The following is a 15,052-nucleotide window of genomic DNA, read 5'->3' as shown; positions in this document are numbered from 1 at the left end:
CGGCGCGGATGCGAAAGCTCCTTACCCCTTGGCATGGGGCTTTCGCATCCGACATCGGTAGGAACGCAGACAGGAAGCACGCGATGGCCGATTCCCTCAACGCGCCGGCCAAGGTCGGCCACGGTCGCATCTACGGTTCGATCACCGAGACCATCGGCAACACGCCGCTCGTGAAACTGAACCGCCTGCCCAAGGAGCATGGCGTCGATGCCGAGATTCTCCTGAAGCTCGAATTCTTCAACCCGATCGCGAGCATCAAGGACCGCATCGGGGTCAACATGATCGATGCGCTCGAAGCCTCGGGCAAGCTGCAGCCCGGCGGCACACTAGTGGAGCCGACCTCCGGCAACACCGGCATCGCGCTGGCCTTCACCGCCGCCGCGCGGGGCTACCGGCTGATCCTGGTGATGCCGGAGACGATGTCGATCGAGCGGCGCAAGATGCTCGCCTTCCTCGGCGCCGAGCTCGCCCTCACCCCCGGTGCGCAGGGCATGAAGGGCGCCATCGCCAAGGCCGAGGAGCTTCTGCGCGAGATCCCCGGCGCGGTGATGCCGCAGCAATTCTCGAACCCAGCCAACCCGGACATCCACCGCCGCACCACGGCGGAGGAGATCTGGGTCGACACGAACGGCAAGCTCGATGCCTTCGTGGCCGGCGTCGGCACCGGCGGCACGATCACCGGCGTCTCCGAGGTGCTGAAGCCCCGCCTGCCCGATCTTAAGGTCTTCGCGGTGGAGCCGGTGGATTCGCCGGTCATCTCCGGCGGCCAGCCCGGCCCGCACAAGATCCAGGGCATCGGCGCCGGCTTCATCCCCGAGAACCTGCATATCGACGTCCTCGACGGCGTGCTCAAGGTCTCGAACGACACCGCGTTCGAAACGGCCCGCGCCCTCGCCAAGCTGGAAGGTATCCCCGGCGGCATCTCGACCGGCGGCAACGTCGCGGCGGCCCTCGAACTGGCCAAGCGGCCGGAATTCCGGGGTAAGCGCATCGTGACGATCGCCTGCTCCTTCGCCGAGCGGTACATCTCGTCGGCGCTGTTCGACGGGATCGGCTAGTCCGTCTCTCTGTGGCCCGGTGCTCCGCGCCGGGCCGCAACGATCATCCGCCGGCCCCGTTGTCCCGCATATCAGGAACACGTGAGAGGCCATCATGGCGGACACCAATCAGCGTCAATCGCTCAAGGACTTCGACGCCTACGCCGACCGCAACGGTCAGGATCTGGGGCAGGATTCGCCCCTGGATGTGGGCCTCCCGCAGCGGACGCAGGCCGACCTGAAGAGCGATCCCTCGGGTGAGTCCGAAACCGCCCGCATCGCCTCGGGCACGCCCGGCGAGGACGCCACCGACGCCACCGAAGCGGAGACCCCGCCGGAGAACCTGCGCCGCCTGCGCGGCGAGAGCACGTCCACGTCCGAGGCCATCGACCGGGCGACCGCCTCGGTCGGCCAGGACGACGGGAAGCGTTGATGTCGCGCGAGACCAGCGAGTCCGGCACCGTCACCCGCAAGCCCGACGACAAGGTCGGCTCATCCGGCTCGGCACCGGCCGGTGGCGGCCATCAGGCCGCGCAGCAGGCCGAGATCACCGGCATGGGCAGCGGCGGCAAGGACGAATCGGACCGTCAGAAGGACATGAGCGGCGGCGCGGCGGGTGCGTCCCCGCCGGCCATCGGCGGCTCGTCCGGCGGGCATTCCGATCAGACAGCCTCGCGCGGTCCCGAGGTCGGCGAGAAGGTAGCCGGAGGCCATTCCCGAGCGGAGAGGAGAGACGGCGATGAACAGTGAACGAGAAACGTCGGAAGACCGTCCGAAGAACACCGCCCCCGACGCGGTGAAGGACCCGAACGAGAAGACGAGCGGGAAGCCGGGCGAAGGCCCGAAGGGCCAGAAGGGCGAGACCGACCCCGGCGGCAGCTGATCGAAAAAACCCCCGGAGCGCTCGGCGCTTCGGGGGTTTTTGTCACTCAGGCTTCCTTGGAGCGCTCGGCGCGCTTGCGGTCGTTCGGATCGAGGACCGTCTTGCGCAGACGGATGGACTTCGGCGTGACTTCCATCAGCTCGTCGTCCTGGATCCAGGCGAGCGACTTCTCCAGCGTCATGCGGATCGGCGGGGTCAGGCGCACCGCCTCGTCCTTCGACGTGGTGCGGATGTTGGTGAGCTTCTTGCCCTTGAGCACGTTCACCTCGAGATCGTTCTCGCGGTTGTGCTCGCCGACGATCATGCCCTGATACACCTTGGAGCCGGGCTCGATCATCATCGGGCCGCGATCTTCCAGGTTCCACATGGCGTAGGCAACGGCCTCGCCCTTGTCGTTCGAGATCAGCACGCCGTTGCGGCGGCCGGGGATCTCGCCCTTGAAGGGCTCGTAGGCCTTGAACAGACGGTTCATGATTGCCGTGCCGCGCGTGTCGGTCATCAGCTCGCCCTGGTAGCCGATGAGGCCACGGGTCGGGGCGTGGAAGACGAGGCGCAGGCGATCACCGCCCGACGGCCGCATCTCGATCATCTCGGCCTTCCGCTCGGACATCTTCTGGACGACGACGCCCGAGTGCTCCTCGTCCACGTCGATCACGACTTCCTCGACGGGCTCCAGAAGCTCGCCGGCCTCGTCTTTCTCGAACACCACGCGCGGACGCGACACGGCGATCTCGAAGCCCTCGCGGCGCATGGTCTCGATGAGGATGGCGAGCTGCAATTCGCCGCGGCCGGAGACGTAGAACGAATCCTTGTCGGCGGCTTCCTCGATCTTGAGCGTGACGTTGCCCTCGGCCTCCTTGAACAAGCGGTCGCGGATCATGCGGCTCGTGACCTTGTCACCCTCGGTGCCGGCGAGCGGCGAATCGTTCACGATGAACGACATGGTGACGGTCGGCGGGTCGATCGGCTGGGCCTGGATCGGGTCGCTGATCGACGGATCGCAGAACGTGTCGGCCACGGTGCCCTTCACGAGGCCCGCGATGGAAACGATGTCGCCCGCTTCGCCCACGTCGATGGGGGCGCGCTCCAGGCCGCGGAAGGCCAGGATCTTCGAGACGCGGCCGGTCTCCACGACCTTGCCCTCGCGGTCGAGCACCTTGATCGACTGGTTCGGCTTCACCGTGCCGGAGGCGATGCGTCCGGTGATGATGCGGCCGAGGAACGGGTTGGCTTCGAGCAGGGTGCCGAGCATCCGGAACGGGCCGGGCTCGGTCTTAGCAGGCGGCACATGCTTCAGCACGAGGTCGAACAGCGGGGCGAGGCCCTCGGACGGGTCGGCCTCCGGCGACAGGCCCATCCAGCCGTTGCGGCCGGACCCGTAGAGAATCGGGAAGTCGAGCTGCTCGTCGGTGGCGTCGAGGGCGGCGAAGAGGTCGAACACCTCGTTCACGACCTCGTTGATGCGGGCATCCGGCCGGTCGACCTTGTTCACCGCCACGATGGGGCGCAAGCCGATCTTGAGGGCCTTGCCGACCACGAACTTGGTCTGCGGCATCGGCCCCTCGGCGGCGTCGACCAGCACGATCACGCCGTCGACCATCGAGAGGATGCGCTCCACCTCGCCGCCGAAGTCGGCGTGGCCGGGGGTGTCCACCACGTTGACGCGGGTATCCTTCCAGACGACCGAGGTCGCCTTGGCCAGGATGGTGATGCCCCGTTCCTTCTCCAGGTCGTTCGAATCCATGGCGCGTTCTTCGACGCGCTGGTTTTCGCGGAAGGTGCCGGACTGCTGCAGCAGCTTGTCGACCAGGGTGGTTTTCCCGTGGTCGACGTGGGCGATGATGGCGATGTTGCGCAGGTCCATGGCCGGGTTCACGCTCGGTGGCCCTGGCTGTGACGGAGCACCGGACGACATCATGTCGTCCGCCCCGGGCCATGGGCAGATGTGTGGCGGTTGCGCTGCAATAGAGAGACACACCGCTTACGGCAAGCCCACGCAGCGAAACGGGCGGGTTTTCGCGGGGGAGGCATGCGGTTCGGCACGCGACGACCCGGAGTTGCGCTATAAATAGGGCGCGTCGCGGTCAGCGTACGGGTGTCGCGCAGCCCACCGACGAGAAGGACGTCATGCGCGAGCTCGAGCCGCGGCTGTTCTCCTACATCTGGCGCCATTCGAAGCGGGATCAGATCGCGATCTGCGCGGTCGTGCTGGCGTCGCTGCCGTTCTATTTCGCCTCGCTCGATCTGCCGAAGCGCATCGTCAACGATGCCATCACCGGCCGCGCCTTCGCGCACGGTCAGGACACGGCGACGTTCCTCGAGATCAAGGTCGATTGGCCCGCCATCCTCGGCGGGGGGCGGACGCAGCTGTTCGACGGCTTCCAGGTGGACCGCCTGGAATTGCTGCTCGGCCTGTCGCTGTTGTTCCTCGGCCTCGTGATCGTGAACGGGGCCTTCAAGTTCTGGATCAACCTGCAGAAGGGCATCCTCGGAGAGAGGATGCTGCGCCGACTGCGCTTCCAGCTCTTCGCCCTGATGCTGCGCTTCAGCCCGGAGGCGCAGAGCGAGGTCAAATCCTCCGAGACCGCCACGATCATCCGCGACGAGGTTGAGCCCATCGGCTCCTTCATCGGTGACGCCATCGTGGTGCCGGCCCAACTCGGCACGCAGGCCCTGACCGCGCTGGCCTTCATCCTGATGCAGAACGTCTGGCTCGGCCTCGTGGCCGGGGGGATGGTCGGCGTGCAGATGACGGTGATTCCCCGTCTGCGGCGCCAGATCATCGTGTTGAGCCGCAAGCGGCAGATCGCCTCCCGCGCCTTTGCCGGGCGGGTGGCCGAAGTGCTCGACGGCCTGCCCGCCGTGACGCTGAACAACACTGGCCGGTGGGAGCGGGCCGAGATCGGCGGTCGCCTCTACTCCCTGTACGACCTGCGTCTGCGGATCTACCGGCGCAAGTTCGCGGTGAAGTACCTGAACAACCTGCTCGCGCAGGTGACGCCGTTCCTGTTCTACGCCATCGGCGGCATCTTCGCTTTGAGGGGTGAACTCGACATCGGCCAGCTGGTCGCCGTCCTCGCGGCCTATCGCGATCTGCCCCCTCCCCTGAAGGAGCTGATCGATTGGGATCAGCAGCGCCTGGACGTCGAGGTGAAGTACGAGACGGTCGCCGCGCATTTCGGACCCGACCGCCTCACGCCCTATCAGGACGATGGCGGCCCGAGCCTGACGCTGGGCTCGCCGCTCTCGACCGAAGGTCTCGTCCTGCGCGATCCGCGCGGCGGCCCGGCCGTCGATGTCGGCACCGTCGAGATCGCCCTGCCCGCGAAGGTCGCCCTGGTCCCGCCGGGGCCCATCGCCCAGGAATTCGCCCTGGTGCTCGCGGGGCTCCAGGTCGCGCGCGGGGGGACGATGCGGGTCGGCCCCTACGACCTCGCCACGCTGCCGCGCTCGATCTTTTCGTCGCGGGTCGCCTTCGCCGGCATCACGCCCGTGCTGTTCCCCGGCTCGATCCGCGACAACCTGCTCTACGGGCTGCGCGTGAAACCCCTCTCCAGCCGCCGGCTCGATTTCACGAAGCAGCGGATCCGCGAGGCGATCCAGACCGGCAACCCCCTCGACAGCATCTGCGACCCCTGGATCGACTACGACGCCCTGGGCGTCGGGGATGCGGACGGGCTCGACGCGCGTCTCGTGGACATCCTGACCCGGTTGGGTCTCGGCGACGATCTCTACCGCTACGGGCTCGGCGCCCTGAGTTCGGTGAGCCACGATTCGGAGGTCGGGCAGCGCGTCATCGGCGCCCGCGAGCACCTGCGCGAGCATTTCGAGCGGCAGGGCTTGGCGGGGCTCGTGATCCCGTTTTCGCGCGGCGCCTACAACGAGCAGGCCACCCTCGGCGAGAACCTGCTGTTCGGTGTCCCGCGCGATCCCGCGCTGACCGAGCCGCTGCGGCTGGCGGCGTTGCCGCCCTTCCGCATGGCGCTGGCGCGGGCTCGGCTGCTCGAAGACCTCGACCGGATGGGCGTCGAGATCGCCCGGAACCTCAGCGAGATCTTCAAGGACGTGCCCCCCGGCCATCCGCTGTTCCGGCGCTTCTCCCTCATCACGCCGGAGATGGTGCCGGATTACGACGCCCGGCTCACCCGCCTCGCCGCGACCGGCCGCCTCACCGAGAAGGACAGCGAAGCGTTCCTGGCCCTGGCGCTCGCCTATATCGAGCCGCGCATGCGCTTCGGCCTCCTCGACCCGATCCTCAAGGCGCGGATCGTCGGAGCGCGGGGCATCGTGCAGGACGCGATGAACGGGGAGGAGAATTGCGACATCGAAACCTACGACCCCACCCGCATTAATCCCCGCGCCAGCGTGCTCGACAACGTCCTGTTCGGCCGCATCGACACGGCGCGGATGCACGGCGAGGAGATCATCCAGCGCGAGGTGCTGGCCGTCTGCCGCGAGTTCGACCTTGAGAACGGCATCCGCCGCCGGGGCCTCGAACGGCAGGTCGGCAATCGCGGAATCCTGCTGCCCGAACGGGTGCGGGTGCGCCTCGGCCTGACGCGCGCCTTGCTGCGCCAGCCGGAAATCCTCGTGGTGGACCGCGTTACCGACCATCTCGAAGGCGGGGCCGCCACGCTGTTGAAGGTGGTGGAGGACATCGCGCCGCGCGCGAGCGTCATCGCCTCCGTTTCCGGTGACGCGGAGACGGCCCTGTTCTCCGACACCCTGCGCGTGGAGCAGACGGCCGAGCCGCTGCGAAACGCGGCCGAATGACTCGCGGGCGTTTACTCTCGCGCCCGCCTCAGCCATCACCCTCGCCCTGATGGACACGATGCCGATGGAAGCCGCCCCCACTGGCCGCGAGGCCGCCGAGCGTGCGCCGCGGATGGTGCCACCGCGCCGGGAGCCGCCCGCGCGCGACCTCTCCCTGCCGGCCTATCTGCGCTCGATCCGCGACAACGGCCTGATCGGCTTCCCCAAGGCCGCCTTCGAGGAAACCGTCACCCGTCGCGGGCTGCTCGGCCGCTCCAGCTTCATCTTCAGCGACCCGGATGCGATCCGCCGCGTCCTCGTGGAGAACCAAGCGAATTACGCCCGCACCGTCGGCACCACGCGCATTCTCCGGCCGATCCTCGGCGACGGGCTCCTCATCAGCGAGGGTTCCGCGTGGCGCCACCAGCGGCGGACGCTTGCCCCGGCCTTCACGCCCCGCGCCATCGACGGGCTCGTGCCGCATATCGACCGGGCGGTGATCGACGGGATCGCCGCCCTGCGCCCCCGGGCGGCGGAAGGGCCCATCGACCTGTTCGGTGCCTTCCACAGCCTGGCCCTCGACATCGCCGGCCGCTCGATGTTCTCCGTGGGGATGGACCGGCAGGGGCCGGCCCTGCGCGCCTTCATCGCGGAATACAGCGAGCGGATCGGCCGCCCGCACGTCCTCGACGTGCTGATGCCGCCGGGCTGGCCCGCGCCGCTCGATTGGCCCCGCGCCCGCTTCCGGCGGCGCTGGATCCCGTTCCTCGACTCCCTAATCGCGGCCCGCGCCGAAGAGGCCGCGAACCATAGGGGCGACCTCCTCGACCTGCTGGTCGCCGCGCGCAGCCCGGAGACGGGGGAGCCGTTCACCCTCCGCGAATTGCGCGATCAGGTCGCGACCATGATCCTCGCGGGCCACGAGACCACGGCGGGCACGCTGTTCTGGGCGAGCTACATGCTGGCGCTGTTCCCTGAGGTGCAGGAGCGCGTCGCCGCCGAGGCGCGCGCGGCCGACCTGACCGACCCGACCGGCAGCCATGCGGACGGACGCCTGCAGCTGACCCGCGCGGTGATCGACGAGACGCTGCGGCTCTATCCGGCGGCCTTCGTGGTGGTGCGGCGGGCGCTTGCGGCGGACGTGGCGGCGGGCCATGCGATCCGCAAGGAAGACATCGTCATCGTCAGCCCCTGGGTGCTGCACCGGCACCGCAAGCTCTGGGACGATCCGGATGCGTTCGACCCAAACCGCTTCCTGCCCGGCCGCCCGGCCCCGGCGCGGTTCAGCTACCTGCCGTTCGGCGCGGGTCCGCGCGTCTGCATCGGCGCGCAATTCGCGCTGAGCGAGGCGGTTCTGGCGCTCGCCCGCCTCTGCGCCGCCTTCCGCATCGAGAAGGTCGACGACACGCCGATCCTGCCGGCGGCGGTCGTGACGACGCAGCCCGAAAACCCGGGGGCTTTCAGGCTGCATTCGCGCGATTGACGCCCCTCCCCCGCGAGGGGAGGGGGCGCGGAGGCTTATGCCGCCTTCTTCGTGCTCTGCTTGGCGACTTCGGCGAGCTTGTTCGCGAGCTTCGCGTCGAGCTTGGCCGAGGCACCGAGGGGAAGCTCGATGTCGAGGCCGAGCGTCGAGACACCCGCGCCGCGCTCCAGTGTGACCTTCACCTTGTCGGGCTCCACCGCGACATGGTTGGCGATCACCGCCAGGATCTCCTCGCGGAGCTGGATCACGAGGTCCGGGCGACCGGATTCGGCGCGTTCATGGGCGAGGATCAGCTGGAGCCGGTCGCGAGCGACCGCGCTCGACGTGCGCTTCTGGAAGATCCCAAGGATGCTCATGCCGCCCTCCGCATGAAGAGCTTGTCGAGGAAGGACTTGCGCTCGGTGGGGAGCACCATCGGCACGTCCTCGCCCCGGAGCCGCTTGGCCGCGTCGGCGTAGGCGCGGGCCGGGGCGCAGAGGGGGTTGTTGAGCGTCACAGGGCAGCCGACGTTGGAGGCGCGGAGCACTTCCTGGCTTTCCGGGATGATCGCGAGCAGCGGGATCGAGAGGATCTCGAGCACGTCCTCGGTCTTCAGCATGTCGCCCCGGTCGGCGCGGGTCGGGTCGTAGCGGGTGAGGATCAGGTGCTTCTCCATCTCCTCGCCGCGCTCGGCCTTGGCCGTCTTGGAGTCGAGCAGGCCGATGATCCGGTCGGAGTCGCGCACCGAGGAGACCTCGGGGTTCGTGACGACGATGGCGACGTCGGCATGGTGCATGGCGAGCTGGGCGCCGCGCTCGATGCCGGCCGGCGAGTCGCAGACCACCCAGTCGAACTTCGCGCGAAGCTCGTCCATGACGCGGGCCACGCCCTCGTCGGTCAGGGCATCCTTGTCGCGGGTCTGAGAGGCCGGGAGCAGGTGCAGACCTTCGAGGCGCTTGTCCTTGATGAGGGCCTGCGGGAGCTTGGCGTCCCCGTTCACGACGTTGATGAGATCGTAGACCACCCGGCGCTCGGCCCCCATGACGAGGTCGAGGTTACGCAGGCCGACGTCGAAATCGACGACGCACACGCTCTGGCCACCCTGCGCGAGGGCCGCTCCGAGGGCAGCGGTGGTCGTCGTCTTGCCGACGCCGCCCTTGCCCGATGTGACGACGAGAACCTTTGCCACGCGTCGCTCTCCCTTAATCCAGCTTAGCCAGTTTCATGGTGCCGCCATCGAGCCAGACCTGAGCGGCCATGCCGCGCAGAGCCGATCCCATGTCCTCCGCAGTCCGCACGAGGCGGTCGATCCCCAGCAGCTCGGGCTCGAACTTGCGGCAGTAGATTCGGGCGCGTGGGTTGCGGGCGGCGCCGGCGATGGCGCGCCCCCGCAGGGCGCCGTAAACGTGGATGGAGCCGCCGGCGAGAACCTCGGCCCCGGAGGAGACGTGGCCCATCACGGTCACGTCCCCGGTCGGGTTGACGATGCTCTGCCCGGAGCGGATCGACCCCTCGACGGTGATCGAGGTGACGAGCAGCGGCTCGGGCTCGGCGGGTACGGCCGGAACCTCGATGGAGGCGCCGGGGCGCCCCTGCAGGAGGATTGGCGGCAGGCCCTCGCCCGCTTGGTCCGCCCCCTCGATGCCGAGGACGCGGATGTCGCGACCGCGCAGCTCGTCGAGCAGGCCCTGGAGATCATCCAGGGACGGCTTCAGTTCCGCGAGGTCGAGGATCAGGGCCCGGCCCTTCAACAGGGTCGGCGACCGCTTCAGCGCGAGGTCGAGACCGGCGAGCCAGTCTCCGACCGGGGGCTCCGGCGTCAGCGCCAGAGCCTTGAAGACCCGGCCGCGGAAGCTCAGCGGCCGGAGGGTCACCCGCGGCTCTGCAGCGGCGGGCTCTCGAATGATCGGCTCTGGTGAAGCTGCGCTCATGGCCGCCTGTTAACAGTCCTTACCGGACCATTGACGGCGGGTATGGTTACCGAAGGGTTAAGTTTGTGATCCTCCCGGCAAATTTTGCCGGGATCCTTGGATCGTCCTCCGCCAGCGGCCCATGCCACTTCCTGTTGCATGAACGCGACACGTATTTCCTGCGGCATCCCGTGCCGGAAACGGGCTCGCTCCTTGCTTCGAGGCCGGCGGCGCCTGGCGATCACGGCAGGAGGCGGCCGGTCAGGCCGTCGCTCGGTCACTCCGTCAACGTCGATGGGACCCCGAAGCGCCGCCGATCGCACACGATTTAGTAGGAGACACGATGGCTTACCTGGCACCTTCAGAATTCGCCGTGAAAATGGTCGATGCCGGCGAGGCGAAAGTTTTCATGTCGACGCGCGACACCCTCATCCGCGCGTACATGGCCGGCGCGATCCTGGCGCTCGCCGCCGTCTTCGCCGTGACGATCACCCAGCAGACCGGCCAGCCGATCGTCGGCGCCGCCCTCTTCCCGGTCGGCTTCTGCATGCTCTACCTGCTGGGCTTCGACCTTCTGACCGGCGTGTTCGTGCTGGCGCCGCTGGCTCTCCTCGACAAGCGCCCCGGCGTCACCGTCGGCGGCGTGCTGCGCAACTGGGGTCTCGTCTTCGTCGGCAACTTCCTCGGCGCGCTCACCGTGGCCTTCATGATGGCCTGCGTCTTCACCTACGGCTTCACCAGCCCGCCCGATAAGACCGCCGAGTTTATCTCGAACATCGGCGAGAAGCGCACCCTCGGCTACGCCGCGCACGGCTTCGGCGGCTGGATGACGCTGTTCCTGCGCGGGATGCTCTGCAACTGGATGGTCTCGACCGGCGTCGTCGGCGCGATGATCTCGACCCACGTGAGCGGCAAGGTGATCGCCATGTGGATGCCGATCATGCTGTTCTTCTTCATGACCTTCGAGCACTCGGTCGTGAACATGTTCCTGTTCCCGTCGGGCCTGATGCTCGGCGCGAAGTTTTCCATCATGGACTACTTCCTCTGGAACGAGATCCCGACCGTGCTCGGCAACCTCGTGGGCGGCCTCGCCTTCACCGGCCTGACCCTCTACTCGACCCATGTGCGCACGGCGCCGAAGCGCCCGCTCCCGGCCTCCGCCGAGGGCGTCCGCCGCCTCGCCGCGTAAGGGTTGTCAGCAGTACGGCGCCCCGGACCACTTCCGGGGCGCCGCCTCACGGTCGGGCGATGACGCGGACACTGACGGTCACGATCGGCCAGCACAGCGAGCGCGGCCGCAAGGACGAGAACCAGGACTTCCACGGCGCCCTCGTGCCGGAAGGCCCCGCCCTCAGGCTCAAGGGCATCGCGGCGCTCGTCGCGGACGGCATCAGCAGCAGTGCGCTCGGCGCGATGGCGAGCGAGACCGCCGTCAAGAGCTTCCTCTCCGACTACTACGCCACCCCCGATTCCTGGACCGTGCGCAACGCCGCCAAGCGCGTGCTCGCCGCGACCAATTCCTGGCTCCATGCCGAGACCCGCCGGGCGGCGGCCCCCGGCGATTCCGACCGGGGCTGCGTGACGACGCTCACCGCCCTCGTCCTGCGCTCGCGTACCGCCCACGTCTTCCATTGCGGCGACAGCCGCCTCTGCCGCCTCGCCGGCCGCTCCCTCGAACAGATCACCCAGGACCATAGGGTCGTCATCTCCTCGCAGGAGAGCTACCTCGGCCGGGCGCTCGGGGCCGACGCCCATGTCGAGATCGAGTGCACCACGGTGCCGCTGCAGGCCGGCGACGTCTTCATTCTCACGACCGATGGCGTGCACGAGCACCTTCGGCCGCGCGACATCGCCGAGGCCGTGAACGCGGCCGAAGACGATTTGCAGGGCGCGGCCCGCCGGATCGTGGACGCTGCCTACGAAGCAGGCAGCGGTGACAATCTGACGGCACTGATCGTCCGGGTGGATAGCCTGCCGGACGGAGAGCCCGGTGAGGTCATGGGCGAGGTCGGCGACCTGCCGCCCGCGCCCCTCCTCGACCCGCCGACGCAGTTCGAGGGCTACGACATCCTGCGGCGGCTCCATGCGGGCGGACGGGGCCATGTCTACCTCGCCACCGACCGCGAGAGCGGCGCGCGCGTCGCCCTGAAGGTGCCCGGCCTCGAACTGCGCGGCGACCGCGACTACCTACGCCACTTCATGATGGAGGAGTGGATCGCCCGGCGGCTCGACAGCCCGCACGTCCTCAAGGCACATGAGGGCCGCACCCCGCGCGGGCACCTCTACACGGTGATGCGCTTCGTCGAGGGCAGCACCCTCGCCCAGTGGATGGCCGACCGGAGCGAGCCTGATTTGGAAAGCGTGCGCGGGATCGTGGAGCAGATCGCGCGGGGCCTTCAGGCCTTCCACCGCCGGGAGATGGTCCATGGCGACCTCCGGCCGGAGAACGTGCTGATCGACGCGGCCGGCACGGTGCAGATCATCGATTTCGGCGCGACCCGCGTCGCCGCCCTCGTGGAAGAGGGCGGACGCACGGACGATGCCCTGCCCCAGGGCGCCATCCAATACACCGCGCCGGAATGCTTCCTGGGCTACGCGCCCTCGCCGGGCTCGGACATCTTCGCGCTCGGCATCCTCTCCTACCAGATGCTCACCGGCCGCCTGCCCTATGGTGGCCAAGCCGCCCGCGCCCGCACGGCCGAAAAGCAGAAGCGGTTGCGCTACGTCTCCGCGCGCCACGCCCGGCCCCTCCTGCCGGCCTGGGTCGATGGCGCCTTGCGCCGGGCGACGCATCCCGACCCGCAGCGCCGCTACGAGGTGCTGTCCGAGTTCATCCACGACCTGCGCCACCCGAACCCGGCCTTCACCGAGACGCGGGGCGTGCCGCTGATCGAGCGCGACCCGCTCCTGTTCTGGCGCGGCCTGTCGCTGGTCCTGGGTGTGGCGGTGATCGTGCTGCTGGCTTTGCTGGTCCGCTAGGCCGGATCTAGCGATCGCATCCGACGGGATTAACCGTTCCACCACGGCAATTCAGTTTAACGGCACATATCGTCTCGATATCGTGACCTGAAGGCTGTTCGCCTCGCGTGAAATCAGCTTGAACGAAAGTCCCCGGCACGAGATCAACCGATGAGCCGAACCGGTTCCAGGAACACGACATGAGCAAGCGCCCCGTCCTCGCCGCGATCACTTTGGCTTTCGTGTTCGGAGGATTGACTGCGCCGGCCAGGGCCGGTGAACGCAAGCTCTTCGAGAACGTGCGTGGTTGGGAAATCGAGCGGAATCTCGGCCTGACGGGCCGCGAGACCTGCCAGATGTCGTATTCCTACCGCGACAAGGACGACAACAACGCGGAGAACGCCATCGTCCTCTCGCTGGATGAGGGCAAGGTCAACCTTGTCCTCGGCTACGCGAACTGGACCTGGGACAAGGACGAGGCCGTGAAGGCGTCCTTCTCCATCGACAAGCAGGTGATCTTCCCCAAGCAGGGCTGGACCGGCGAGGCCAACCTCCTGTGGTCGCAGCTGCCGGACAGCGTCCTGCCGAAGCTGGTGAAGGGGAAGCAGATCGTCCTCAAGTTCGATGACGGCGCGGCCGATTTCGCCATTCCCGGTTTCGCTGACGCCTATGACGGCCTGAAGCGCTGCAATGCCGCCGCGTCGCCCGCGCCGCAGGCCTCGGCGGCGCCGGCCGAGAAGCCGAATCAGATCCGCCTCCAGGCCTATTTCATGGGCCTCATCCTGCAGAAGACCGCCGCGAGTTGCGCCGTGAGCACCACCGCCCCGCAGCGGGCGGCGGTCGATGCCAAGGTGACCGCCCTGCGCACTGAATTCGCAGCGATCGACGGGGCGATTCAGGACGAGATCAAGAAGCTGGGCGGGACGCCGGATTGCCCGAAGGACGCGAGCGATGCCGCCACCTTCGACACGGAGTTGAAGTCCTACGTGGATCTCGGGCCGGAGGACTACGTCGCCGCGGCCGACAAGCGCTCCACCGAGCGCGAGGCCGCCAAGAAAGCGGCGGCCGAGGCTCAGGCCAAGGCCGACCTCGAGGCCAAGATGCGCGCTGAGATCGAGTCCAAGATGCGGGCCGAGGCGGACGCCAAGAGCAAGGCCGAAGCCGAAACCAAGGCGCGGGCCGAGATGGAGACCCGGATCCGGGCCGAGGTTGAGGCCAAGCTGAAGGCGGAGGCCGAGGCCAAGGCGGCACAGAAGGTCGAGGCCGACGCCGCGCCGAAGCCGTGAGCGCCTAGCGCGTCTGATCGAACAGCGACAGCCTCAGCGAATCCTCGACCAGCCGCACCTCCACCGGCTGGTTGCGGAAGGCGGGGTCGAGATCGTCGGCGGCCTTGTACAGGCCGTCGATGGCGACGAGCTCCGGCTCGAACCGGCGGCACCAGATCCGCGCGGTGGGGTTGCCCGAGGCGCCCGCCACCGCCCGGCCGCGCAGGGCGCCGTAGACGTGGATCGAGCCCCCGGCGATCACCTCCGAGCCGGAGGCGACCGCGCCGAGCACGGTGACGTCGCCGTCGAGATGCAGGATCGTCTGGCCGGAGCGGACGGGGCTGTCGAGGATGAGCGACCGGGCCGGCATCACGCGGGCGGCGGGCTCCGGCGCGGGGGCGTCGGGCGTCTCCACCTCCCCCGAGGGGCGGCCACCCGAGAGCGAGGGCGGCAGACCGGGACCGAGCATGCCGGGCGGCGCGCCCTCGATGCCATGGATGGGGATGTTGCGGGCGGTGAGGTCCGCCACGAGCCCGTCGAGATCCTCCCGCGTCAGCGACAGGCCGGTGAGATCGAGGATGGTCGGGCGCCCGGCGAAGAAGGCCGGGGCGCGGCGACAGAGGGCGTCGAGGTCGGCGAACCAGTCCGAGACCGGCGGCACGGGAGCCAGCACGGTCGCCATGAAGGAACGGCCGCGAAAGCGGATCGGCGGACGGGCCTCGTTGGAATTGGTCATCGTCACCGGCGGATCGGGTGGTTTCGCAGGCAAACGCCCTCTCCCATCC

At 68.6% G+C, this 15,052-nt stretch carries 14 protein-coding genes; 9 read left to right on the top strand and 5 right to left on the bottom strand.

All coding sequences use genetic code 11. The features are described 5' to 3' along the window. The first annotated feature begins 83 nt into the window (after positions 1-83). The 4 genes from cysK to MKK52_RS01895 all read left to right on the top strand — a co-directional run bounded on the left by cysK (position 84) and on the right by MKK52_RS01895 (position 1,920). On the top strand, positions 84-1,058 hold the full coding sequence (gene cysK, locus MKK52_RS01910; RefSeq protein ID WP_243952059.1) for a cysteine synthase A: 975 nt from the start codon (positions 84-86) through the stop codon (positions 1,056-1,058). A gap of 94 nt (positions 1,059-1,152) precedes the next feature. Further along, positions 1,153-1,470, top strand: coding sequence for a hypothetical protein (locus MKK52_RS01905; RefSeq protein ID WP_243952058.1), 318 nt, complete (start codon positions 1,153-1,155; stop codon positions 1,468-1,470). Further along, the gene (locus MKK52_RS01900; protein WP_243952057.1) at positions 1,470-1,787 is read left to right on the top strand and encodes a hypothetical protein; all 318 of its coding nucleotides are present in this window, start codon (positions 1,470-1,472) and stop codon (positions 1,785-1,787) included. The genes MKK52_RS01905 and MKK52_RS01900 overlap by 1 nt, the downstream gene beginning before the upstream one ends. Further along, complete coding sequence (locus MKK52_RS01895; RefSeq protein WP_243952056.1) at positions 1,777-1,920, top strand: hypothetical protein; 144 nt, start codon at positions 1,777-1,779, stop codon at positions 1,918-1,920. Before MKK52_RS01900 ends, MKK52_RS01895 begins: the two co-directional genes overlap by 11 nt. Before the next feature lie 46 nt (positions 1,921-1,966). Here the strand turns inward: MKK52_RS01895 and typA are convergent, their stop codons facing one another. Further along, positions 1,967-3,784, bottom strand: a complete 1,818-nt coding sequence (typA, locus tag MKK52_RS01890; RefSeq protein WP_243952055.1) for a translational GTPase TypA — start codon at positions 3,782-3,784, stop codon at positions 1,967-1,969. 263 nt (positions 3,785-4,047) lie between these two features. Between typA and MKK52_RS01885 the strand changes: the two genes are divergently transcribed. Continuing rightward, the gene (locus MKK52_RS01885; RefSeq protein WP_243952054.1) at positions 4,048-6,693 is read left to right on the top strand and encodes an ABC transporter ATP-binding protein; all 2,646 of its coding nucleotides are present in this window, start codon (positions 4,048-4,050) and stop codon (positions 6,691-6,693) included. A gap of 58 nt (positions 6,694-6,751) precedes the next feature. Further along, positions 6,752-8,155 (top strand): cytochrome P450, encoded by a 1,404-nt coding sequence (locus tag MKK52_RS01880; protein ID WP_243952053.1) that lies wholly within the window; start codon positions 6,752-6,754, stop codon positions 8,153-8,155. A 35-nt stretch (positions 8,156-8,190) separates the two neighbouring features. Here MKK52_RS01880 and minE read toward each other — a convergent pair whose 3' ends face one another. The 3 genes from minE to minC (MKK52_RS01865) are packed head-to-tail and all read right to left on the bottom strand — an operon-like array spanning position 8,191 to position 10,065. Beyond that, positions 8,191-8,511 carry a cell division topological specificity factor MinE gene (gene minE / locus MKK52_RS01875; protein ID WP_243952052.1) on the bottom strand — a complete coding sequence of 107 codons (321 nt, stop codon included), beginning with the start codon at positions 8,509-8,511 and terminating at the stop codon, positions 8,191-8,193. Beyond that, positions 8,508-9,323 carry a septum site-determining protein MinD gene (minD, locus tag MKK52_RS01870; protein ID WP_243952051.1) on the bottom strand — a complete coding sequence of 272 codons (816 nt, stop codon included), beginning with the start codon at positions 9,321-9,323 and terminating at the stop codon, positions 8,508-8,510. Before minD ends, minE begins: the two co-directional genes overlap by 4 nt. 13 nt (positions 9,324-9,336) lie before the next feature. Then, positions 9,337-10,065 (bottom strand): septum site-determining protein MinC, encoded by a 729-nt coding sequence (gene minC / locus MKK52_RS01865; RefSeq protein ID WP_409564602.1) that lies wholly within the window; start codon positions 10,063-10,065, stop codon positions 9,337-9,339. A gap of 322 nt (positions 10,066-10,387) precedes the next feature. Here minC (MKK52_RS01865) and MKK52_RS01860 point away from each other — a divergent pair, with 322 nt between their 5' ends. The 3 genes from MKK52_RS01860 (at position 10,388) to MKK52_RS01850 (ending at position 14,288) form a co-directional block, all read left to right on the top strand. Further along, entirely contained in the window at positions 10,388-11,233 is an 846-nt protein-coding gene (locus MKK52_RS01860) for a formate/nitrite transporter family protein (protein WP_243952049.1), read from the top strand. A gap of 59 nt (positions 11,234-11,292) precedes the next feature. Next, positions 11,293-13,023, top strand: coding sequence for a bifunctional protein-serine/threonine kinase/phosphatase (locus MKK52_RS01855; RefSeq protein WP_243952048.1), 1,731 nt, complete (start codon positions 11,293-11,295; stop codon positions 13,021-13,023). A 179-nt stretch (positions 13,024-13,202) separates the two neighbouring features. After that, entirely contained in the window at positions 13,203-14,288 is a 1,086-nt protein-coding gene (locus MKK52_RS01850; RefSeq protein WP_243952047.1) for a hypothetical protein, read from the top strand. A gap of 4 nt (positions 14,289-14,292) precedes the next feature. Here the strand turns inward: MKK52_RS01850 and minC (MKK52_RS01845) are convergent, their stop codons facing one another. After that, entirely contained in the window at positions 14,293-15,003 is a 711-nt protein-coding gene (gene minC / locus MKK52_RS01845; protein ID WP_243952075.1) for a septum site-determining protein MinC, read from the bottom strand. Positions 15,004-15,052 lie beyond the last annotated feature (49 nt).

The organism is Methylobacterium sp. J-067, from assembly GCF_022829465.1.
GTDB lineage: Bacteria > Pseudomonadota > Alphaproteobacteria > Rhizobiales > Beijerinckiaceae > Methylobacterium > Methylobacterium litchii.
Note: the sequence above shows the minus strand (reverse complement) of the source record. Positions and strands in the feature narration are given on the sequence as shown.